Source organism: Janibacter sp. RAF52, from assembly GCF_052114035.1.
Classification (GTDB): Bacteria; Actinomycetota; Actinomycetes; order Actinomycetales; family Dermatophilaceae; genus Janibacter; species Janibacter hoylei.
This window is the reverse complement of the sequence record NZ_JBFRDY010000003.1, coordinates 336,240-358,402: the sequence shown is the minus strand read 5'-3', so window position 1 is coordinate 358,402 and position 22,163 is coordinate 336,240. Positions and strand designations below refer to the sequence as shown.

Genomic DNA, 22,163 nt, shown 5'->3' with positions numbered 1-22,163 from the left:
AGGGGATGACCGTCTCGGCGGTCATCCCCCTTCGTCCGTGGTGGCGTCACGGTCATAGGGTGGTGACATGCGTCGCGCCAAGATCGTGTCCACCCTCGGTCCCTCGACATCCACCCCCGAGCGCATCCGTGAGCTGGTCTCGGCTGGCATGGACGTCGCCCGGCTCAACCTCTCGCACGGTGAGCACGCCGTCCACGAGGCCAACTACCGCAGCGTGCGCGAGGCGAGCGACGACGTCGGTCGCGCCGTCGGTGTGCTCGTCGACCTGCAGGGCCCCAAGATCCGCACCGGGCGCTTCGCCGACGGCCCGATCGTCCTCGCGGCCGGCGACCACTTCACCATCACCACGCGAGACGTGCCGGGCGACCAGCAGGTCGTCGGCACGACCTATCCCGGTCTGGCCGGGGACGTGCGCGCGGGTGACACGATCCTCGTCGACGACGGCAAGATCACCCTCGCCGTCCACGACGTCGACGAGACCGACGTGCGCTGCGTCGTCGTCTACGGGGGCCCGCTGTCGGACAACAAGGGGATCAATCTGCCCGGCGCCGCGGTGAGCGCTCCGGCCCTGTCGGACAAGGACGAGGACGACCTGCGCTGGGCCCTGGGGCTGCGCGCCGACTACATCGCGCTGAGCTTCGTCCGCTCGTCGGCGGACATCACCCGCGTCCACGAGATCATGGACGAGGTGGGCGTGCGGCTGCCCGTCATCGCGAAGATCGAGAAGCCGCAGGCGGTCGAGGCTCTCGAGGAGATCATCGACGCCTTCGACGGGATCATGGTCGCCCGCGGTGACCTCGGCGTCGAGCTGCCTCTGGAGCAGGTGCCCCTCGTGCAGAAGCGGGCCGTCGAGCTGTGCCGGCAGAAGGCCAAGCCGGTCATCGTCGCCACCCAGGTCCTCGAGTCGATGATCGACAACTCGCGCCCGACCCGGGCGGAGGCCTCCGATGCCGCCAACGCGGTCCTCGACGGCGCCGACGCCCTGATGCTCTCGGGGGAGACCGCCGTCGGGAAGTTCCCCATCGAGGTCGTCAAGACCATGTCCAAGATCATCGAGACGACGGAGGAGCAGGGCCTGAGCCGCATGCGGGACCTCATGGCGCCGCCGACCTCCCAGGGCGGCGTCATCGCCGCCGCAGCAGCCGAGACGGGGGAGGCACTCGGGGTGAAGTACCTCATCGCCTTCACCCAGCTCGGCGGGTCGGCGCGACGCCTGGCGCAGGTGCGCTCGGGTCTGCCCATGCTGGCCTTCTCCCCGGTGCAGGACACCCGCTCGCAGCTCTCGCTCGTGTGGGGCATGCAGACCTTCCTCACCCCTCCGGTCACGCACACCGACCAGTACGCGCTGATGGTCGACGAGCAGCTGCTCGACCTCGGCTGGGTCGAGGAGGGCGACCGGGTCGTCATCGTGGCCGGCTCGCCGCCCGGGGTGCCGGGCTCGACGAATGCGCTGCGCGTGCACCGCATCGGCGACGCCCGCAACAAGACGACGGTGGCCTACCGGGCCCGCGAGGACGGCGTGCACGAAGGGGGCACCGGCGCACTCCCCGGCGGGATGGGCTGAGTCGGGAGAGGCCCCCTTCGGTCGGTATGCTTGCGGCGCACTCCGGCCGGGGTGGTGGAATGGCAGACACGGAGCACTCAAAATGCTTTGCCCGCAAGGGCGTGCGGGTTCAAGTCCCGCCCTCGGCACCAGTTCGAGACCTACCCACGGAGGATCAACCATGACGGTGGACACCGAGAGCCAGCAGGGCCTGCGGGTGCTGCTCGCGGAGGACGAGGCGCTCATCCGGCTCGACCTGGCCGAGATGCTCACCGATGCCGGCTACGAGGTCGTCGGGCAGGCGAGCAACGGCGAGGAGGCTGTCTCGCTCGCGGACTCGCTCCAGCCGGACCTGATCATCATGGACGTCAAGATGCCCGTCATGGACGGGCTGACGGCGGCCGAGACGATCGGTGAGAAGCGGATCTGCCCCGTCATCATGCTCACCGCCTTTTCGCAGAAGGAGCTCGTCGAGCGGGCCCGCGACGCGGGGGTCATGGCCTACATCGTCAAGCCCTTCACCGTCTCCGACGTCACCCCGGCGATCGAGGTCGCGACGTCGCGCTGGGCCGAGCTCAAGGCGCTCGAGTCGGAGGTCGCGGACCTCGGCGAGCGGCTGGAGACCCGCAAGGCCGTCGAGAAGGCCAAGGGCGTGCTCATGAAGAAGCTGAAGATCAGCGAGGCGGAGGCCTTCCGCTGGATCCAGAAGACGGCCATGGACCGTCGCCTCGGCATGCGCGAGGTCGCCGACGCCGTCGTCGCCGGGATGGACAAGGCCTGATCGGCCTGCGCCCGCCGCTCAGCCCAGCGCGACGACGAGCTGGGTGAGCAGCGGCGCCACGACGAGCGCCGGCAGCATGTCGCCGACGGGCACCTGACGGATCTGCAGCAGCCGCAGCGAGATCCCGACGAGGATCAGACCACCCGTGGCGGTGAGTGCCGCGATGTGGGCCTCCGGCAGGATCGCTCCGAGCGCCATGCCGACCAGGGTCAGCGAGCCCTGGACGACGGCGACGCTCACGGCGGAGAAGAGCACCCCGACGCCGAAGGTCGAGGCGAAGGCCAGCGCGGCGAAGCCGTCGAGCACGGACTTGAGCGCCAGCTTGTCGATGCCACGCCCGAGCCCGTCGTCGAGCGACCCGAGGATGGTGAGCGGCCCCACGCAGAAGAGCAGGCTGGCCGTCAGCCAGCCCTCGACGAAGCGCTCCCGGCCGGCGGCATCGGCGCGGCGGCGGCCGGCGACGGCCTGGACGCGGCCGGCGAGGGTCCCGAGCCGACGCTCGATCCCCAGGAGCGAGCCGGCCACGCTGCCGATGAGCAGCGAGCCGAGGACGATGAGCACCGGCGCTCCCGAGCCCACGGCGTCGGCGAGCGCCGGCGAGGTCACGTCGATGGCCGACAGGCCGGCCATGAGCAGCGTGACGAGCCCCAGGCAGTCGGTGACGACGTCACGCGTGTGCTCCGGGAGACGGCCGCCCACGGCCATGCCGAGGAGGGCCCCGGCCACGACGGTCAGGACGTTGAGCGCAGTCCCGGCCCCGATGAAGTCCATGGGTGCGGGCTCCCGTCAGTCGCCGCGGTCGCGGTAGATGCCGAGCTCGCCCTCGCGGTGCTGCATCGGGACCATCGCGACGCGCTGCGCCGAGGCGGAGATGTCCTTGATGAGCTCAGGCTGCGTGCTGTCGGTGACGTAGAGCCGGTCGGACCCCTCGGGCGCGCTCTCGACCCACAGGTGGTCCGCGTCCTCCGGGAAGGGCCACGACGTGAGGAAGTGCGGCTGCCAGCCCTGCCGGTGGGCCTGCCAGGCGATCGCGGGTGACGCCCCGAGCGTGGGCGTGAAGCCCAGCCCGTTGATCTGCACGTGCCGCCCCTGCCCGTCACCGAGGTCGTCCCCGGCCGCCCGCGCCACGGCGGTCATCGAGTCGATCTCCGCCCAGGCGGGCGGCAGGGCCAGGGCGGTTGCCGCGACGCCCCCGGCGACCAGCCCACCTCCGAGGGGGAGGGCGACCCGGGGGCGCAGGTGCGGTGTCGCGTTGTCGAGGTAGGCCAGGCCACGCCAGACGAGTGCGCACCACGTGAAGGCGGCCACGGGCAGCCAGGTGATGACCCAGTAGGGCGCGAGCGGCCACTCAGGCAGCCGGGACGCGGTGAGGAGCATCCCGATGTTGGCAGCGAGCGCCACGCGGGCGGGCCAGGCGCTGCTCGCGCGCCCCTTGGGCACGCGGTAGCCGGTGGCGATGACCGCGAGCAGCAGGACCAGGCCGATGCCGAGCACGGTGGCCGGCCCGGTGCCGTCGACGAGGAGGTCCTCCGTCGACCGCCGGAAGCCTCCGGGTGCCGGGGCGATGAGGTTGAGGTACGTCGCGCCCTCGGTGAAGCCGATCGGATCACCGGTGCCCGAGGTCGCCCAGCGCACGATCTGGGTGAGGTTGTTGGGGTGGTGCACGAAGAGCTCGGCGATGCTCGGCAGCCACACGACGACGCCCAGGCCGAGCGCCCACCGGTGGTTGCGGCCGTCGGTGGCCGCGCGGACGCGGCGGGTGTGGGTGAGTCGGGGCCACAGCAGCAGCGCCGCCGCGACGACGGCGAGCACGCCGGCGAGGGGCAGGAAGGCGAGGTTGGACTGGGCGATGAGCGAGACCGCCACGACGAAGGGAGGCAGGGCCCGCCGGTCGTCGCGAGCCAGTGCCCACAGGAGGACCAGGGCGAGGAAGGTCGGCAGGAGAGGGGCGAAGGGGTTGAAGGGCCGGAAGAGGGCGTCCGTGCCGATGGCCCACTGGGTGAGCAGGACCCCGCAGGTGAAGACGGCCACACCGAGCGCGCCGCCGAGTCGACGGGCCCAGGTGACGGTGAGGACCGATGCCGTGGCGGCGATGAGCCCACCACCCACGGCGATACCGGCCGCGGAGCCGCCGGCGAGGGCCAGCGGGAGGGCCAGGAGGTAGAACTGCAGCGGTCCGAGGTGGTGCGTCGACAGGTTGACGTCGATCCCGTCACCGGACGTGCTGCGCATGCCGGTGACCGGCAGCTGCCCGTCGAGGATGCCGGCCGTGCGCAGCGCGATCGTCGCGTCGTCTCCGTTGGGCTGCCAGCCGTGGGTCAGCGCCTCGACGACGGCGAAGGTGGGCGCGAGCAGCACGGCGACGACGGCCAGGGCGACGAGGCGGTCGGTCGTCGTCCAGCGGCGGGGGTGGAACCGGTGGGGGTCGATGCGGCGGACGCGTGCGCGCAGGGCGGGACCGCGCCGACCGGGGGAGCGGGGGGCCACTCAGGCGCCGGGCGGCAGGTCGCGCAGGATGCAGGTGATGCGCGAGGTGCAGGTGCGCCGGCCCTCGTCGTCGGTGATCGTCACCTCGTAGCAGGCGACGCTGCCACCGAGGGTGACCGGCACGGCGGTGCCGGTCACCCAGCCGGATCGGGCCGCCCGGTGGTGCGTGGCGTTGATGTCGAGGCCGACGGCGATCTTGCCGAGGGAGTGCGCGTGCACGGCAGAACCGATCGAGCCGAGGGTCTCGGCGAGGACGACGCTCGCGCCGCCGTGGAGGAGCCCGTAGGGCTGGGTGTTGCCCTCGACGGGCATCCGGGCCACGATCCGGTCCGTCGTCGCCTCGAGGATCTCGATCCCCATGCGCTCGGCCAGCGCTCCCCGGTGGGCGTTGAGCTCCTCGGCAGAGGGGGACTGTCGGTCGGTCATCAACTCTCCTGCAGATGTCGAAGGGGTGTCGGCCCAGCCTGCCACGGCGACGGGGTGTCGGGCCAAGCACCTAGTCTGGGCGCGTGAGTCGACTACTGCTGCTGGACGGACACTCCCTGGCCTACCGCGCCTTCTTCGCGCTCCCTGCCGAAAACTTCTCGACGAGCACGGGGCAGCACACCAACGGTGTGTACGGCTTCGTCGCGATGCTCATCAACGTGCTGCGGGACGAGGACCCCACCCACGTCGCGGTGGCCTTCGACGTCTCCCGGGCGACCTTCCGCAGCGAGGAGTACGCGGAGTACAAGGCCGGCCGCAGCGCGACCCCCGACGCCTTCTCCGGGCAGATCCCGTTGCTCAAGGAGGTGCTCGACGCGCTCAACATCACGTACGTCGAGCTCGAGGGCTTCGAGGCGGACGACATCATCGCGACGCTGGCCACCCAGGGGCGCGAGGCCGGCATGGACGTGCTCATCTGCTCCGGTGACCGCGACACGCTCCAGCTCGTCGACGAGCGCACGACGGTCCTCTACCCGCGCAAGGGTGTCTCCGACCTCGTGCGGATGACGCCCGAGGCGGTCACCGACAAGTACGGGGTCGGCCCCGATCGCTACAGCGATCTCGCCGCGCTCGTCGGCGAGGCGAGCGACAACCTGCCCGGTGTCCCCGGCGTCGGCCCCAAGACGGCGGCGAAGTGGATCAACGCCCACGGCGACCTGCAGGGCATCGTCGCCTCGGTCGACCAGATCGGCGGCAAGGCCGGCCAGTCGCTGCGCGACCACCTCGACCAGGTCCTGCGCAACCGCCGGCTCAACGCCCTGCTGCGCGACGTCGACCTGCCGGTTGGCGTCGACGACGTCGTCCGACGCGGGTGGGACCGCGAGCAGGTCCACACGCTCTTCGACAGCCTCGAGTTCCGTGTCCTGCGCGACCGGCTCTTCACGACCTTCGACACCGCCGAGTCCGAGGTCAGTGGCGGCGTCGAGGTCGACGGGCGGGCGCTCGCTGCCGGCGAGGTGCGCACGTGGCTCGACGACCACGCGGGTGAGCGGCTCGGGCTCGACGTCGTCGGTGACTGGGGGCGCGGCCGGGGTGACGTCCGCGGTCTGGCCCTGGCCACGGCCGAAGGGGAGGCCGCCTACGTCGACGTCGTCGAGATCAGCGGCGAGGACGAGGCTGCGCTGCGCGACTGGCTCGCCGACGCCGACCGGCCCAAGGTCCTGCACGACGCCAAGGGCCCGATGCTCGCCCTGGCCACGGCCGGTCTGCCGCTGGCGGGCCTCGCGGTCGACACCGCGATCGCGGCCTACCTCGTCCGGCCGGACCAGCGCTCCTACGACCTCGCCGACCTCGCGGTGCGACACCTCGGTCGCGATCTCGGAGGAGAGGACGCGGAGGTCGACCAGGGGATGCTCGACTTCGCGACCGACGACTCCTCGGCCGGTCGTGAGGCCATGGTGCGCGCGGCGGCCGCGGTCGAGCTCGCGCCGCTCCTCGAGGCCCAGGTGGAGGAGACCGGCGGCAGCCGGCTCATGCGCGAGGTGGAGCTGCCCGTCGTGGGGGTGCTCGCCGCCATGGAGACGGCGGGCATCGCGGTCGACTCCGAGGCGCTGACCGACCTCGAAGCGCAGTTCGCCGACAAGGTCGCGACGGCCCAGGCGGACGCGTGGGCGGCCATCGGGGACGAGCAGATCAACCTCGGCTCGCCCAAGCAGCTGCAGGCCGTCCTCTTCGACACCCTCGGCCTGCCCAAGACCCGCAAGACCAAGACGGGGTACACGACCGACGCGGACGCGCTGGCAGATCTCCACGCCAAGACCGAGCACCCCTTCCTCGAGGCGCTCCTGCGCCACCGCGATGCGACGCGGCTGCGGGTGACCGTCGAGGGGCTCATCAAGTCGGTCGCCGACGACGGGCGCATCCACACGACGTACCAGCAGACGATCGCCGCGACCGGCCGGCTGTCGTCGACCGACCCCAACCTGCAAAACATCCCGATCCGGACCGAGGAGGGTCGGCGCATCCGCGAGGTCTTCGTCGTCGGACCCGGCCACGAGTCGCTGATGTCGGCCGACTACAGCCAGATCGAGATGCGGGTCATGGCCCACCTGTCCGGCGACGAGGGGCTCATCGAGGCCTTCCGCACCGGTGAGGACCTCCACCGCTTCGTCGGCGCGCGGGTCTTCGGCGTGGAGCCCGACGGCGTGACGGCCGAGATGCGCAGCAAGGTCAAGGCCATGTCCTACGGCCTGGCCTACGGGCTGAGCGCCTTCGGCCTGTCCAAGCAGCTGGGCATCTCCACGGGCGAGGCGACCGACCTCATGGACGAGTACTTCGAGCGCTTCGGAGGCGTGCGCGACTACCTCGAGGAGGTCGTCGACCGGGCTCGGGCGACCGGCTACACCGAGACGATGCTCGGTCGTCGCCGCTATCTGCCCGACCTGACGAGCGACAACCGGCAGCGACGTCAGATGGCCGAGCGGATGGCGCTCAACGCACCGATCCAGGGCTCGGCGGCCGACATCATGAAGCTGGCGATGCTCCGGGTCGACCGGGCCCTCGGCGAGGGAGAGCTCAGCTCACGCGTGCTCCTGCAGGTGCACGACGAGCTCGTCATCGAGGTGGCCGCGGGCGAGGACGCGGCGGTCGAGGCACTCGTGCGCGAGGAGATGGGGCGCGCCGTCGACATGGACGTCCCGCTGGACGTGTCGGTCGGTCGGGGACGCAGCTGGCACGACGCCGCCCACTGACCTGAGCCCGGTGCGGCCGTCGTGGTCGCCGTCCGCTCAGCCGAGGGCGATGAGCACGTCCTGGCAGATGGGGGCATCGGCTCCACCGAGCGGGCGGCCGAAGCGCACGATGCGGGCACCCGGCACGATCGAGCGCACGAGCGCGAGGGCCTCGAGGTTGGCGCCCGAGGACTCGCGGCCGAGCCCGACCTCGAGGAGCAGGTACCGGCTGCGCGCGAGCGTCTCGCGGGCGCCGCGCAGGGCCTCGACCTCGAAGCCCTCCACGTCGATCTTGAGCAGGTCGATGCGGGGGAGGTCGGCGGTGATCTCGTCGAGCGTCAGGACGTCCACATCGACGGTCAGCTCCGGGTCGTAGTCCTCCACCTCACCGGGTCGCAGGGTCGCCATGACGCTGACGTGGTGGCGGTGCAGGGTCATCACCGCCCGCTCCTCCCCGACGGCCACCTGGTGGGAGCGCGCGCCGGGGAAACCGGCAAGGTTGTGCCGGAGCTTGGCGTGCGTGTCCGGGTCCGGCTCGACGGAGACGATCTGCGCGTCGGGGACGAAGGCGCGGGTCGCCGCGGCGAACTGCCCGACGTTGGCTCCCACGTCGACGACGACGGGGGCAGGGGTCCCGTCGAGGACGGCCGGCACGACGACGACGTCGTGGACGTCGAGCAGGCAGGTCTGGAAGGTGCCGAGGTCGAGAGGGCTCGTCGCGCGGAAGTGCACGTCGCCGGCCCGGACCGTCGCGGTGCGCCCGGCCTGGAGTGCGGGCAGCGCTGCTGCCTTGCTCGCGAGGAAGGCCGCCCGCTCTCGTGCCCCCCACCGGTGGAGATGCAGGGTCTCGCGGTCGAGGGCGACGGACCGGCCCACGTAGAAGCGGACCCACAGGGCCGCCTTGCCCCAGCGTGTCCGGGGGGTGGACGCGGTCATCGGGCGCTCCCTTCGTCATCAGGTGTGTCGTCGGTGGTGACATGGGTGCCGTCGGCGGCGGCACGGCCCCGCAGGCTCGTCCGGTCGGCCACGACGACCCCGGCGCCGACGACGCTGTCGCGCACCAGCGCTCCGTCCCCGACCACGACGTCGTCGAGAAGGATGCTGTCGACGACCCTGGCCCCCGCTCCCACCCGCACGCCGACTCCGGTCGACGACCGGACGACCTCGGCGCCGTCGGCGATCAGCGTCCCGGGCGAGACCGGGTCGATGCTCGTCCCGGAGGGCACCACGCCGGCCGCGGTCCCGTCGAGCAGGGCGAGGTGGGCGCCGAGCAGCGCCGTGGGGGAGCCGATGTCGGCGAACCACGCCTCGGCCCGGTGGGCGACGACCAGGGCACCGTCCCCGATGAGCGCGGGGAGCAGGTCGCGCTCCCACGACTGCACGCCCCCGGTGGCGAGTCCTTCGAGCACCCGCGGCCGCACGACGTAGGTCCCGGCGTTGACCAGGGTCCCGGGCGGTCCCGGGACCTTTTCGCGGAAGCCGACGACCCGCCGGCCGTCGTCAGCGACGTCGACCGTGCCGAAGGGAGCGGGGTCGTCGGCCGCGCGCACGTGGAGCACCACGTCGGTCCCGTCGTGCCCCGCAGCGCACTGGAGCGCCAGGTCGTGGCCGGTGAGGAGGTCGCCGTTGGCGACGACGACCTGCTCGTCCCGGTCGGGGGCGAGCGCCTCGAGGGCGGCGAGCAGGGCGCCGCCGGTGCCGAGGGGGGTGCCCTCGTCGTGCGTGTGCACGTCGAGCCCGTCCACCGGGTGGCTCACGACGTGGTCCCGGACGAGGTCGGCGTGGGTGGCCGTCGCGAGGACGACGCGCCGGACGCCCGCGTCGGCGAGCCGCCGGAGCTGGAGGTCGATGACGGGGACGCCTGCGACGGGCAGCAGGTGCTTGGGGCGGCTCAGGGTGAGCGGGTGCATGCGGGTGCCGAGGCCTCCGACGAGGAGGACGGCGGCCCGCGGCGTGGTCATTCGGGCAGCGGGTCGCCGTTGGCGGCGTCCCGCACCCGGGGGGCGAGCCAGGACCAGACCTGGGGCCCGGACTCGCGCGTGACGTGGAGGTAGTCCTCGTAGAGGGGGGTGCCGTTGATGCCGTCGTGGTAGCCGTCACCGCAGAGGAAGGAGTTCTGGTCGATCGTCTGGATGTCGTTGTCGTCGGCCCACGCCCGGGAGAGGTCGTTGACCCGCTCGACGGCGATGTCGTCGTTGAAGCGCGTGACCTCTGCGTCGACGCCGAAGTCGGGGACCCGGTGGCAGGCGAGGTTGACCATGACGACGCGGCGGTCGCCCGGGGCCTTGTCGATGGCCTGCAGGAGCCGGTCGTACCCGCGCTCGACGTAGTCCTCGTAGGCGCTGGAGCGGAAGTCGAGGCGGGAGCCGTCGACGTCCCGGTCCGAGACCATGCTCTGGCTGACGAAGATCACGACGACGTCGGGGTCCTCGTCGGTGACGGCCTGGGTGAGCTGCTCGCGCCACTCCGCGCAGTCGGGGTTGATCGGGTCGGGCGCGTCACCGCGGTAGCGGGCCTCGGGGAAGAGGTCGCAGCCGGGGTTGGTGTAGGCCCCGACGGTGAGGTCCGGGTAGGTCCCCTTGGGGTAGAACTTCGCGTAGCTCGCCGGGATGGAGTTGCCGACCAGCAGGGCGCGTCGGGTGGTGTCCCCTGAGATGTACGGGGGAGCGGTGTAGGCGATGTTGGACGTCACGTCGCCCGAGACGACCGCCTGGCTGGCGCCGACCGGCAGCGCCACGGCGCCGGCGACGACCGCCACCGCAGCGGTCGCGCCCGCTGCCGCACCGACGCGTGGGAAGCGCGGCACGAGGACCTTGAGGCCGTGCCGGCGGATCGGCTGCTCGACGAGCAGGTAGGACAGCGTGGCGACGACGAAGGAGAGCATGATCTGCACGTAGGCCCGCACGAGGGGGTCGACGTCGACGAGCAGCTGGTTGGAGTAGACGAGGATCGGCCAGTGCCACAGGTAGAGGCCGTAGCTGATGAGACCGACCCGGCGCAGGGGCTCCCAGGACAGCAGCTTCTGGACGAGGTTGGTCTCCCAGCTGGCCGCGGCGACGACGACGACGGCGACGAGCACGCACAGCACGAGCAGGCCGCCGCGGAAGAGCACGGCGGGTGCCTGGGTGCGGGCGACGAGGGCGACGACCACGAGCGCCAGCGCGGCGGGAGCGAGCATGCGCGCGATGCGGTCGGTGCGGGCCGTCACGGCCGACGGGCCGCGTGCCGTGCCGCTGCGGAGCGCGAGCACGCCGGCGACCGCTCCGACGAGCAGCTCGAAGGCGCGGGTGTCGGTGCCGTAGTAGACGCGCGACGGCTCCAGCCCGGGGGTGTAGAGCAGGGCCATGAGGGCCGCGGACACCAGGGCGAGCCCGCCGAGCACCATCGCCACCCGGGTGCGCTTGCCGACGAGACGCAGCAGGAGCAGCAGCAGGAGCGGGTACAGGATGTAGAACTGCTCCTCCACCGACAGCGACCAGGCATGGCGCAGGGGCGAGGGCGTCGCGAGGGTCGCGAAGTAGGCCTCGTCGCTGGCGTACATGCGCCAGTTGGCCACGTAGAAGATCGTGCTGAGCACGTCGTCGCCGACGGCATCACGGCGCGCCGGCAGACCGATGAACCGGGCGGCCAGGAGGACGGCGGCGAGGACGACGAAGAGCGCGGGCAGCAGGCGACGAGCCCGGGCGAGCCAGAAGCCGGGCAGGTCGACCCGGCCGGTGCTCGTGCGCTCGCGCAGGAGCAGGCTCGTGATGAGGAAGCCCGAGATGACGAAGAAGATGTCGACGCCGAGCCAGCCGCCCGGCAGCCACTTCTCGTTGACGTGACCCACGACGACGGCGATCACGGCGATGGCGCGCAGGCCGTCGATGGCGGGTCGGTAGTCCAGACGGAGATGTCCTTCCGCCTGCCGGGTCGTCGGGCGCGGGCGCGCGGGCGCGCGAGAGGTCCGGCGCCGCAGCGCTCTGGGGTCAGGGAGTCTCATGGGTGGTGGTCTCGTTCTGCTGCACTCGACGAATCACAACACAACTCGTGAGTAGCATGGGCGCATGGTGACTGACACTACCCCCCAGGGACCCTCGCCGCTCCGGGTCGCTCGAGGTCTCGTCCTCCTGCTCGCGGCGCTGCTGCTCATCGCAGCCATCTACTACTACTTCGTTCCGGTGCAGGTGGCCTCGAAGGAGGGCGTCTTCGGGTGCGGGAGCGCCTCCAACCCGCCGAGCGCGGACAAGGACGGGTTCCAGTTCGGCGCCTGCCAGAAGACTGCGGTGATCAACCAGTTCCGCACCTACGCCCTTCTCGGCGGGGCTGCGGCGACCGCTCTCGCGGCCTTCCTCGTCTTCCGGTCCCCCCGGTCGGATGGGGAGGACGACGACATCAACCTCGGTCGCGACGGTGACTCCCGTCGGGGCGACCGAGGTGCACGTGACCTGCGCGCTGCCCGCTCCGAGCGGAGCGAGCGCCCCGAGCGTTCCGAGCGTTCCGAGACGCGCGAGCTGCGAGGCGCCAGGCGTGAGGACCGGGCCCGTGCGGCCGAGGTCGATGACGAGCCGCGGGCGAGCGCGACGGACGACTGGGACGAGCAGGTCAGCGAGGCCGCACCCTCGCGGTCGACGCGACGTGGGGACGACTTCCTCGACGACGAGATCGAGGACGAGGCGCCGCGGCGTACCCGCCGTCGCCGGGACGACGACTTCTGATCGACACCCCACGGGTTCGCCGACCTCTCAGGGGCGGTCCACCTCGGCGCCCGGCTCGCCTCCACGGAGGACGAGCCGGGCGCTGCCCATGAGGGCGACGAGTGCCGCGACGCCGGCGTACGTGCCGACGACCGGGGAGACCGTGGTGACGTCGCCGAGCAGCAGGGCGCCGGCGCCCACAAGGGTCCCTGCGAGGGCCACGACGGTCAGCCCGCGGTGACCGCGGGCCATCTCGGCGAAGAGCAGGACCTGGCAGAGGGCCCAGAGCGTCCCGAGGGCGGTGAAGGCGGGCAGCAACCCGGCCGCATCGAGGTACTCGGTGCCGCCGAGGACGCGGACGAGCTGCTCGGGCACGACCCCGACGACCAGGATCCCGACGGCGCCCAGCCCGAGGACCAGGCCGAGGGCGGCGAAGACCGGCCGGCGCCCGGACCCGCGGCTGGCGACCGGCACGAGCGTGAGCGCCACGAACTGGGTGCCCCAGAAGACGACCTTGCCGAAGAGGCCGGCGAAGGCGTACGCCCCCGCATCGTGCGCGGTGAGCAGGTGCCGGGCCAGCAGCACGTCGGTGCTCGTCATGGCGAGGAGGACCGCGAGGGTGCCGTTGGAGGTGAGCAGCTCGCGCACGAGGCCCATCTCGAGCCGACGCCATCGCTGCACGTGTCGACGGGCGAGCCACAGCGACATGAGGGCCGGTGCCCACGCCGCGAGGACGAGCCACCCGAAGACCCCGACGACGCCGGCGCCCGTGGCCGCGGCGGCGATCGCCGAGAGCACGCGCGCGCTCGAGATGGCCACGTAGACCGCCGCGAGGGCGGCGAACCGGCGGTGCCCGAGGAGCAGCCCCTGGGCGGCCCCCGTGAGGGTGTACGCCGGCATCATCAGCGCGACGAGCACCATCGCGGCGGGGGAGCCGAGGTGGAAGGCATGGGCGACGAAGGGAGCCAGAGCCACGGTGAGGAGGGCGAGGGTGCCGCCGACGACGAGCGAGAGCCCGATGCCGGAGCGGTGGGCGTGCCCACGAGCCTGGTGGGCGGCCACGACGACCTGGAAGGCGCTCGCCGGCAGGGAGAGGAAGATCGCCGTGTTGTTCACCGCCGAGAAGGCGCCGAAGTCGGCGGGCCCGAGGGATCGGGACACCAGGAGGACGAAGGCATAGCCGAGGACATTGCTCAGGCCCATGCAGACCCCGAGCAGCCAGCCGCTCGAGCCCACCGTCTTCGTCCTCGGCTCCGCCGAGGCGCTCACATCCGTCCCCTCTCCTCCGCGGACGCGGCAACCCTACCTGTGGGTACGGTCGGGGCCCTCTCGCGTTACGCTGCTCGCCACGGGACCACCGGGTCCCGCCGATGTCCCCTGCCGATGGAGAGTCCGTGCCCGCTCGATCGACCGCGCTCCGCGCGGCCCATCTGGCAGCCCTGGCGGTGTTGGCACTCGTCGTCTTCGGCAATGCCTATGGGCACTTCCACACCGACATCAAGCCCGAGGTCTACGTCTCGCCCGGGCGGATGCTCCAGCAGTACCTCTCCTCCTGGAGCACGACCCCCTACCTCGGCGCGGCCAACTTCAACGTCGGTCTCGTCCCCGTCCTCGTGTGGACGGCCCTGCTGCGGCTCGTCGGCTTCTCGCCCGAGCTGACCTTCAAGATCTTCCACTTCGTGCTCTGGGTCATCGGCGCCCGGGGTGCCGGGCGTCTGCTGCGCGAGCTCGTGCCCAAGGTCTCCCCGTGGTCGGTCTTCGTCACGAGCGTCGTCTTCCTCGCCAACCCCTACGCGGTGACCGGGGGGTCGACCCTGGCGATCGCGCTGCCGATGTGCCTCCTGCCGTGGATGCTCGTGGCGCTCATCAAGGCACTGCGCGACCCGACGTCATGGGTCTGGCCGGCGTGCGTCGGCCTGCTCTTCTTCGCGATGAGCGGCATGAACGTCGCTGTCGTCCCGATCTACCAGCTCCTCATGGCCATCCCGGTGGTCCTCGTCCTGCGGCGGGCGTGGTCACTGCGTTGGTCGGCGGTCGCCTCCGTCGTGGCGAAGTGCGGTGCCTTCGTCCTCGGTCTGTCGCTCTACTGGCTCGTCCCCTCCTTCGCCGCGCAGGGCACCGGGGCCCAGGTCGTGCGGGGCTCGGAGACCCTCGACGGCATCGCCCGCGTCAGCTCCTACCTCGAGGTCCTGCGCGGCCTGGGCATGTGGACCCTCTACGGGCGCTCGGACGCCGGGCCGTGGGTGCCCCAGTACGCGATCTACATCACCGCGGCCTTCGTCGTGGTGCTCACGGTCCTGTGGCCGGCGCTGGCCCTCTGGTCGCTGAGGTGGACTCCGCCGACCGTGACGCGCATCGCGGCCGTGAGCGTCGCGATCGCCGCGGTCATCATGGTCGGGCTCTTCCCCGGCGACCCGTCGGCGCCCGCTGGGGCCGTCATGGAGTGGGCCTTCGAGCACGTCCCGGGCGCAGTCGCCTTTCGGACGTCCAACAAGATCGGTGCCGTCCTCGCGCTCGCCTTCGCGCTGACGATCGGTCTGGGGGCCCACCACATCGCCTCCCGGGTCCGCGCGGTGCCTGGACTGCGGCAGCTGTCCGTCGGGGGAGCCTTCGTCCTCGTCATCGCCTGGGCGGCCCCTGCCTTCACCGGCAACCTCTACATCTCCGAGTTCGACGTCCCGGACTACTGGCACCAGGCGGCGGACCGGGTCAACGAGTCCTCGAGCGACCACCGGGTGCTCCTGCTGCCGGGGCAGGTGCGTCCCTACTACCGCTGGAGCCAGGAGCGGCCCGACGACGTGAGCAACTCGCTCATCACGCGCGACACCGTCATCCCCGAGACGACGTCGAGCACCTCGGCAGGGGGTGCCAACTTCCTCAACGCGCTCGACGACACGGTCCAGTCGGAGACCAGCGTCAACTCGGCGGCGTCGACCTACGCGCGCTACCTGGGTGTCGACCAGATCCTGCTGCGGCACGACATCGTGTGGGAGGACGCCGGCGGTGCCCGCCCCGGGTCGACGGCCCGGGTCCTCGCCGGTGACCCCGGCCTCTTCGGCCAGGCCAACTTCGGCGAGTCAGGGCGCAACATCCTGCCCCCGAGCATCGCGCCGGAGGACTACCGCGAGAGCCTGCTGCACCCCGTGCAGCTCTACGACGTCGACGAGCCGGTGTCGACGGTCCGGGTCTCGCCCACCAAGGGCTCGCTCCTCGTCGCCGGGGACGCATGGGCCCTCCCGCCGCTCACCGACGAGGGCCTGCTGCGCGACACCCCGCTCTTCCGCTACACGAGTGATGTCGACGACGACGACTTCGCCACCGCGGTGGAGGACGCCGGGCGGATCGTGCTCACCGACACCAACCGGCGCAGGGCATCCATCACCAACCGCCTGACGTCGGGCAACGGACCGCTCCTCACCGAGGACGAGACACCGGAGCTGACCCGGGCTCTCGGCACGCCGGACGACCAGACGGTCCTCCGACGCTCGGGGATCCTCGCGAAGGCCAGCGAGGAGGGTGCCACCTTCTTCGAGATGCCCAGTGCCGTCGCCGAAAACGCGGTGGACGGCAATCCGAGCACGTCGTGGATCTTCGGTGACTTCCGCCGGGCCCCCGGCATGTCCTTGGATCTGACGCTGCCGCAGTCTGAGCGTCTCGACACCGTGACCATCAGCCAGGCCGACCTCGGCCCGGTGGGCATCGACGAGGTGGAGCTCACGGCCGGCGGCCGGAGCGTGACGGGTCGCTTCCCGGCGAAGGGGGACCTGCAGCTCGACCTCGACGGCGTCGACGCCCGGACCGCCCGGCTGGAGGTCAAGAGTCTCAAGGGCGATGGCTTCAACCTCGTCGGCATCTCGGAGATCGACCTCGGCACGGACGAGGTCGCCGAGCGCACGGCCCGGCTGCCGCGCAGCCTCGACCAGAAGTACAGCCGCCTCACGCCGCGGGAGCGCCAGTCCTTCGGCGAGGTGCCCCTCGACATCTACCTCAACCGGGTGATCAACACCCCCACCGGCCGCGACGACAGCGAGTCGGACCTGCGTCGGGACTTCACCGTCCCCGACGACCGGCGGATGCAGCTGTCGGCCAAGGTGCGCCTCGGCGACGACTGGGAGGAGGTCTACGACCGTCTGGGTGGCGTGAGCACGGGGCCCACCTTCCGCTCGGCCAGCGTCTTCTTCAACAACGCCGACCTGCGCGCCTCCCGTGCTGCCGACGACGACGCGGAGACGGCGTGGGTCCCCGGGGGCGGGATGGAGGGTGAGTGGTGGGAGGCCACCGCCCCCGACACGACGACCTTCGACGAGGTGCGCATCACGCAGGCGGACGGCTTCGGCGCGACGGCCGACGACACCCGCTTCGCGAGCGAGGTCGAGGTGACGGTCGACGGCAAGCCAGCCGGCACCGGCACGGTACGCCGTGGCACCTCCACCGTCGCCCTCGACCGTCCGGTCCGTGGCAAGCGCATCCGCGTCGAGGTCACCGACACCCGTGGTGGTGACGAGGCGACCAACGCGCGCTTCACGACCATCGACGCCGGTCTCGGCCAGGCAGCGCGTACCGGCACAGCCCGCGGGTGCCTCACGGTGGCCACCCTCGATGGCAAGCCGGTGCGCATGCGGCCCGCGGATGCCTCCGCCGTCGCGGTCTCCGACTCGGTCGGTGCCGCATGGGTCGGCTGCGAGCGACTCGATCTCAGCTGGGGCGAGCACCGGCTGCGTCCCGTCGACGACGTGACCCTCGACAGCCTCACCATGCGCGACACGTCCGGGCTGAAGACCACGGCTGCCGCATCCGCGCCGACCTCCCAGATCGACCAGCACGCCGGTGGTGGAGCCACGGTGCGCACGGGTGCCGGCAAGGGGTCCTATGCGGTCGTCCTCGGCCAGGGGTACGACTCGCGGTGGACGGCGACGATGGACGGCACGGACCTCGGCACGCCGGTGCAGCTCGACGGCTACTCGGTCGGCTGGATCATCGACGACCCGTCGCAGGCGCACGAGATCGAGATCTCCTTCGCCCCGCAGCGCTCGGCGACCATCGCCCTGCTCGTGTCGACGACCGTGCTCGTCCTCGCCTTCTACCTCGTCGGTGCCCACCTGTGGTCACTGCGGCAGCGACGTCGCGAGGAGGCGGCCGCGGCCCCGACCCCCGAGACGGGCGCGGGCACGGACTTCGCCGACGATCACGACGACGCCTTCGAGGCGCGCCGCGCGACGACGACCACGGAGGTCGTCGAGCCCGAGGAGGACCCGGTCAACGACCCGCTGGCCCGGAGCGCGACCGGGGGCCGCCACGGCCGCCCCCGCCGCCGTGCCCTCGTCGAGACGCTCGTCGTCCTCGGCTCGGGCCTGCTCGTCGGCTGGCCGGGCCTGCTCGTCGCGGCGATCGCCGTGGCCCTCGTGCGGCTGCGCGGGGTGCGGGCCGAGCGCCTCATCGACGCCGGCGTGGTCCTCGTCATCGTCGCGGCCCTGTGGTTCGTCGTCGGCCCAGGCAACACGGGCGGCGAGGTCAGCGCCGACGCCATCTCCGCGAGCATGTGGCCGCACCGACTTGCCGGGGGTGGGCTCGTCCTCGCCGTCCTCGGTGGCCTGCTCAGGTCCGAGCAGCAGCTGCAGTCCCTCACGACCAAGGAGCGTCATGGCCCAGCCTGAGCCCGACTCGGTGACCGTCGTCGTCCCGACCCGCAACAACATCCGCACGATCGAGGCCTGCCTGCGCTCGGTGATCGAGCAGACCCACCCGGTCGAGCTCATCGTCGTGGACAACCACAGCACCGACGGCACCCCGGACGTGGCCCGTCGGTTCGCCGACCGGGTGATCACCGCAGGTCCCGAGCGCTCGGCCCAGCGCAACACCGGCATCGACGCGGCGACGAGCACGTGGGTGCTGTGGCTCGACAGCGACATGATCCTGCCGCCCCGCGCCGTGGCCCTGGCGCTCGACACGGCCCGGGCCACCGGCGCCACGGGGATCGCCCTGCCGGAGCGCACGATCGGTGAGGGCTTCTGGACGGCCTGCCGGGCGCTCGAGCGCGAGTGCTACCTCGACGACCCGTGGCTGCACAACCCGCGTCTGGTCCGTCGCGACTACCTCCTCGGTGACGGGGCCTTCCACACCGACATGTCCGGCCCGGAGGACGCGGACCTGCGGATGAAGATGCGCGCCTCCGGCGCCGGCATCGAGCTGGCGCCGATCATCATCGACCACGACGAGGGCCGGCTCACCGTCCGTGACGTGCTGAGCAAGCGCTACTACTACGGCCGCAGCATCCCCGCCTTCGCCGCCGAGCACGACGGTGCCGTCGGGGCCCAGGGCAAGGCGGTCCTGCGCTCCTACGCGCGCAACCACCGCCGCCTGCTCAAGGACCCGGCCCACGCCGTCGGCATGGTGGCCCTGCGCGCCCTCGAGGCCGGCGGATATGCCCTGGGTGCTCGTCGCGGACGCAAGGACCGGGCGCAGTCGTGACCGACGACCTGCGCCGCATGCTGTGGGTCTCACTCCCGGACCAGCGGGCCCGGCGCGAGCTGTACTGGATGTCCCGGATGCCCGGGACCCGGGTGCGCGCCATGGCCCAGCAGGAGCCGGTGGGGGACCTCGACTGGATCCCGAGCACCTACGCGCGACCGATCAAGCGCTTCATCGAGGCCGGTGCCTTGGCGTGGGTCCGCGGCCTCGACGAGCAGGACCCGGCGGAGTACGACTGGGTGACCTCGCTCGAGCTGTGCTCCCTCGTCACGGGGCAGGCCTCGCGGTGGCGGCGGGCCGCCCGGGCCGGCGGTGCCCGTCGGCCGCTGCAGGCGGTCATCACCTGGGAAAACCTGCCGGACCAGCCCTTGTACAAGGTGCCGCCCTACCGGCAGGCCCTGAACTCCTGCCGTGACGCCGACCTGCTGCTGTGCATGGTCGACGCCGCGCGGGACCACCTGCTGGCCAATGGCTTCGACGACGAGCTGATCCGGGTCGTCAAGCCGGGCGTCGACACCGAGCTCTTCCACCCCGCCGCCGAGCCGGTCACCGACCCCGTCGTCGTCTTCGCCTCACCGCTGGCCGACAACAAGGGGATCGACCGGGTCCTCGAGGCGATGACCCTCGTGCGCCGCGAGATCCCCGAGGCCCGCCTGCGGGTGGCGGGGCGTGGCCCGCTCGAGCCCATGGTCCGCGCCGCCGCCCACGACCCGGCCCGGGGCGTCGAGCTCGTCGGCTCGCTCGACACGGCGGGCGTCGCCGACCTCATGCGCAGCGCAGCGGTCTTCACCACGGCTCCGCGGCCCACGTGGAAGTGGACCGAGCAGCTCGGCCTGGCCTACCTCGAGGCCCTCGCCTGCGGCCTGCCCGTCGTCACGACGCGCTGCGGGACCAACGACGAGGCCGTCCAGCCGCCCAACCGGCTCGTCGAGGACTCGGCCGAGGCCCTGGCCGACTCCCTCCTGCACTTCCTGCGGGACCCGGGGTTGCGGGCCGACGTCGGCCGGGCCAACCGGCAGCACGCCCTGACCCACCACGACCTGCCGACGCAGTGCGTCGCGATGGGGCAGGCCTTCGCCGAGGTCGAGTCCCTCCACCGGGCCTGACGTGACGGCGACGAAGGGGGCCCGCCGTACGGTCGTCGTCGGGTCGCTCGTGGGCACCCTCGTCGGCCTCGTCGTCCTCGGCCCGGCGCTCGCGCCCGGCTACACGCTCCACTACGACCTCGTCTTCGTGCCGGATCTGCCGCTGTCCGCCCGCACCCTCGGGACCGACGGCAGCGTGCCGCGTGCGGTCCCCAATGACCTCGTCGTCGCCCTCCTCGGCACGGTGCTGCCGGGGTGGCTCGTGCACAAGCTCGTCCTGCTCGGGTGCTTCGTCGTCGGCGGAGCCGGCGCGGGTGCCCTCGCGCGGACGCTGCCGGGCGCTGCCGCCGGTGCGGTGCTGCTCACCTGGAACCCGTGGGTGGGGGAGCGCCTGGGGATCGGGCACTGGGGTTACCTCATCGGCTACGCGGTGCTGCCGTGGGTCCTCGTCGCCGCCACGGGCCCTAGATCTCCGCGTCGTCGAGCACTGCTCGTCGCCGCGCTGACCGTGGCCGCGCTCGGTGGCTCGACACCCGGGGTCATCGCCACGCTGCTCGCCGCCGTCGCGGTGCTCGTCGCCGACGGCTCGCTCCGCGAGCGCGCGCACAGCCTGGCCCTCGTCGTCGGGGTCGCGCTGCTGGCCAACGCAGCCTGGTGGTGGCCCTTCCTGCGCACCGCGTCCAGAGCCGCCGATCCCGGCGGGGCGACCGCCTTCGCCGCAGCGGCGGACACCCCCTTCGGCATCCTGGGGTCGCTCGTGCTCGGCGGGGGCCTGTGGAACGACCGGACGTGGTTCGTCGAGCGCTCGGCATGGCCCGCGTCAGCAGCGGCGCTCGTGGCCGTTGTCGTGGTCCTCGGGCTCTCGTGGTCCCGGCGCGAGTGGTGGCGGGACCCTCGCACGCGGGCCGCGACCGTCGCCGGGGTGGTCGGCCTCGTGCTCGCCGCGCTCGCCGCGCTGCCCGGAGGGAGGTCCCTGCTCGAGGCGGTCGTCACCGGGGTGCCCGGTGGCGGCCTGCTGCGCGACGGGCAGAAGTTCGCCGCGCTGTGGGCTCTGCTCCTCGTCGTGGCCCTCACCCACCTCGTCGACCGGATGGCCAGCGTCTCGTTGCCCGTGCCCCTGCTCCTCGTCGCGATCGCGTGGCCGGTGGCCACGCTCCCTACGCTCGCCTGGGGGCACTCGGGGGCGTGGGGGAGCGTCGAGTACCCGGCCGAGCTGCGCGACGTGAGCACACGTCTGGCCGCGAGCGGCGAGCCGGTGGCGGTCTTCCCGTGGTCCACCTACCGGCGGTACGCGTGGAACGACGATCGCGTGGTCCTCGACCCGTGGAACCGGCTGCTGCCGCAGACCGTCGTCTCCGACGACCGGCTGCCGCTGCGCGACCGCACGGTGGCGGGGGAGGACCGGGCGAGCGACGAGGTCACCCGGGCACTTGCGCAGGACCCGGCCGACGTCGTGCCGGTGCTCCGGGCCCTCGGGGTGCGGTGGGTCGTCGTGCAGACCGATCAGCCCAGCCCTGCCGGGAGCGTGCCCGACCTCGACGGTGTCCCCGTGCAGCGGGTGGGTGATCTGCGGGTCGCCGACCTCGGGGCGCCCCAGCAGGTCGACGTCGAGCCGGATCGCCTGAGGGGCCTCGGTCTCGTCGGGACCGGTCTGGCCGTCGTGCTCGCTCTCGGCCTCGTCGTGCGCCACCGCCGCACGTGAGACGTGGACGACACCCCGCACGGACTCGCCTCAAGTGACCGGCCGGTATACAGTGGTGCGAAAGACATCTGCTCACGGAGGGCTACCCAGTGAACAACGGCTCGAAGAAGATCGCCTACAACGTCGGCGGGACCGTCCTCGGCGCGCTCCTTGCGGCTCTTGCCATCTTTGGCATCGTCCAGGTCCAGAGCAGCGCCTCGATGCCGCAGGAAAACCAGCAGGTCATCAACTACAACAGCTGAGCCAGCGCTCGCACGAAGGGGGGC

At 72.2% G+C, this 22,163-nt stretch carries 16 protein-coding genes and 1 tRNA gene; 10 read left to right on the top strand and 7 right to left on the bottom strand.

The annotated features are described in order from the left end of the window. The first annotated feature begins 67 nt into the window (after positions 1-67). From pyk to AB4Y78_RS06220, 3 genes are all read left to right on the top strand, one after another. A complete protein-coding gene (gene pyk / locus AB4Y78_RS06230; RefSeq protein ID WP_441736955.1) occupies positions 68-1,564 on the top strand; it encodes a pyruvate kinase in 1,497 nt (498 codons plus the stop codon). A gap of 45 nt (positions 1,565-1,609) precedes the next feature. After that, positions 1,610-1,695 (top strand) — tRNA-Leu (locus AB4Y78_RS06225). Positions 1,696-1,724: 29 nt separating this feature from the next. After that, positions 1,725-2,324, top strand: coding sequence for an ANTAR domain-containing response regulator (locus tag AB4Y78_RS06220; RefSeq protein WP_007928351.1), 600 nt, complete (start codon positions 1,725-1,727; stop codon positions 2,322-2,324). A gap of 18 nt (positions 2,325-2,342) precedes the next feature. Here AB4Y78_RS06220 and AB4Y78_RS06215 read toward each other — a convergent pair whose 3' ends face one another. From AB4Y78_RS06215 to AB4Y78_RS06205, 3 genes are read right to left on the bottom strand one after another with little or no spacing between them, the layout of a single operon-like run. Then, positions 2,343-3,095 (bottom strand): DUF554 domain-containing protein, encoded by a 753-nt coding sequence (locus AB4Y78_RS06215; RefSeq protein ID WP_259909449.1) that lies wholly within the window; start codon positions 3,093-3,095, stop codon positions 2,343-2,345. A 15-nt stretch (positions 3,096-3,110) separates the two neighbouring features. After that, the gene (locus AB4Y78_RS06210) at positions 3,111-4,811 is read right to left on the bottom strand and encodes a hypothetical protein (protein ID WP_259909450.1); all 1,701 of its coding nucleotides are present in this window, start codon (positions 4,809-4,811) and stop codon (positions 3,111-3,113) included. After that, entirely contained in the window at positions 4,812-5,237 is a 426-nt protein-coding gene (locus AB4Y78_RS06205) for a PaaI family thioesterase (protein WP_259909451.1), read from the bottom strand. Between the two features lie 83 nt (positions 5,238-5,320). On the opposite strand from AB4Y78_RS06205, the gene polA reads away from it, so the two are divergent. After that, complete coding sequence (polA, locus tag AB4Y78_RS06200) at positions 5,321-7,987, top strand: DNA polymerase I (protein ID WP_441714817.1); 2,667 nt, start codon at positions 5,321-5,323, stop codon at positions 7,985-7,987. Between the two features lie 36 nt (positions 7,988-8,023). Here the strand turns inward: polA and AB4Y78_RS06195 are convergent, their stop codons facing one another. From AB4Y78_RS06195 to AB4Y78_RS06185, 3 genes are read right to left on the bottom strand one after another with little or no spacing between them, the layout of a single operon-like run. Beyond that, positions 8,024-8,902, bottom strand: a complete 879-nt coding sequence (locus AB4Y78_RS06195) for an FkbM family methyltransferase (protein ID WP_259909453.1) — start codon at positions 8,900-8,902, stop codon at positions 8,024-8,026. Next, positions 8,899-9,927: a sugar phosphate nucleotidyltransferase gene (locus AB4Y78_RS06190; RefSeq protein WP_441714818.1), complete on the bottom strand. Its 1,029-nt coding sequence runs from the start codon at positions 9,925-9,927 to the stop codon at positions 8,899-8,901. The genes AB4Y78_RS06195 and AB4Y78_RS06190 overlap by 4 nt, the downstream gene beginning before the upstream one ends. After that, entirely contained in the window at positions 9,924-11,948 is a 2,025-nt protein-coding gene (locus AB4Y78_RS06185) for an acyltransferase family protein (RefSeq protein WP_259909455.1), read from the bottom strand. The genes AB4Y78_RS06190 and AB4Y78_RS06185 overlap by 4 nt, the downstream gene beginning before the upstream one ends. Before the next feature lie 64 nt (positions 11,949-12,012). Here AB4Y78_RS06185 and AB4Y78_RS06180 point away from each other — a divergent pair, with 64 nt between their 5' ends. Further along, the gene (locus AB4Y78_RS06180) at positions 12,013-12,663 is read left to right on the top strand and encodes a hypothetical protein (protein ID WP_259909456.1); all 651 of its coding nucleotides are present in this window, start codon (positions 12,013-12,015) and stop codon (positions 12,661-12,663) included. 27 nt (positions 12,664-12,690) lie between these two features. On the opposite strand, the gene AB4Y78_RS06175 is transcribed toward AB4Y78_RS06180, so the two are convergent. Then, on the bottom strand, positions 12,691-13,911 hold the full coding sequence (locus AB4Y78_RS06175; protein WP_441714821.1) for a hypothetical protein: 1,221 nt from the start codon (positions 13,909-13,911) through the stop codon (positions 12,691-12,693). Between the two features lie 125 nt (positions 13,912-14,036). Between AB4Y78_RS06175 and AB4Y78_RS06170 the strand changes: the two genes are divergently transcribed. From AB4Y78_RS06170 to AB4Y78_RS06150, 5 genes are all read left to right on the top strand, one after another. After that, on the top strand, positions 14,037-18,296 hold the full coding sequence (locus AB4Y78_RS06170) for an alpha-(1->3)-arabinofuranosyltransferase (protein WP_259912234.1): 4,260 nt from the start codon (positions 14,037-14,039) through the stop codon (positions 18,294-18,296). Beyond that, on the top strand, positions 18,283-19,110 hold the full coding sequence (locus AB4Y78_RS06165; protein WP_259912232.1) for a glycosyltransferase family 2 protein: 828 nt from the start codon (positions 18,283-18,285) through the stop codon (positions 19,108-19,110). The genes AB4Y78_RS06170 and AB4Y78_RS06165 overlap by 14 nt, the downstream gene beginning before the upstream one ends. Further along, the gene (locus tag AB4Y78_RS06160) at positions 19,107-20,216 is read left to right on the top strand and encodes a glycosyltransferase family 4 protein (RefSeq protein WP_007928374.1); all 1,110 of its coding nucleotides are present in this window, start codon (positions 19,107-19,109) and stop codon (positions 20,214-20,216) included. The genes AB4Y78_RS06165 and AB4Y78_RS06160 overlap by 4 nt, the downstream gene beginning before the upstream one ends. A gap of 1 nt (position 20,217) precedes the next feature. Continuing rightward, a complete protein-coding gene (locus tag AB4Y78_RS06155; protein ID WP_007928376.1) occupies positions 20,218-21,897 on the top strand; it encodes a hypothetical protein in 1,680 nt (559 codons plus the stop codon). 89 nt (positions 21,898-21,986) lie between these two features. Further along, positions 21,987-22,139, top strand: coding sequence for a DUF2613 family protein (locus AB4Y78_RS06150; protein ID WP_157986938.1), 153 nt, complete (start codon positions 21,987-21,989; stop codon positions 22,137-22,139). Positions 22,140-22,163 lie beyond the last annotated feature (24 nt).

Excerpts from the sequence above, each read along its gene's own strand:
- pyk (WP_441736955.1), top strand. The coding sequence starts at position 68 with ATGCGTCGCGCCAAGATCGTGTCCACCCTCGGTCCCTCGACATCCACC.
- AB4Y78_RS06220 (WP_007928351.1), top strand. The coding sequence starts at position 1,725 with ATGACGGTGGACACCGAGAGCCAGCAGGGCCTGCGGGTGCTGCTCGCG.
- AB4Y78_RS06215 (WP_259909449.1), bottom strand. The coding sequence starts at position 3,095 with ATGGACTTCATCGGGGCCGGGACTGCGCTCAACGTCCTGACCGTCGTG.
- AB4Y78_RS06205 (WP_259909451.1), bottom strand. The coding sequence starts at position 5,237 with ATGACCGACCGACAGTCCCCCTCTGCCGAGGAGCTCAACGCCCACCGG.
- AB4Y78_RS06195 (WP_259909453.1), bottom strand. The coding sequence starts at position 8,902 with ATGACCGCGTCCACCCCCCGGACACGCTGGGGCAAGGCGGCCCTGTGG.
- AB4Y78_RS06190 (WP_441714818.1), bottom strand. The coding sequence starts at position 9,927 with ATGACCACGCCGCGGGCCGCCGTCCTCCTCGTCGGAGGCCTCGGCACC.
- AB4Y78_RS06185 (WP_259909455.1), bottom strand. The coding sequence starts at position 11,948 with ATGAGACTCCCTGACCCCAGAGCGCTGCGGCGCCGGACCTCTCGCGCG.
- AB4Y78_RS06180 (WP_259909456.1), top strand. The coding sequence starts at position 12,013 with ATGGTGACTGACACTACCCCCCAGGGACCCTCGCCGCTCCGGGTCGCT.
- AB4Y78_RS06165 (WP_259912232.1), top strand. The coding sequence starts at position 18,283 with ATGGCCCAGCCTGAGCCCGACTCGGTGACCGTCGTCGTCCCGACCCGC.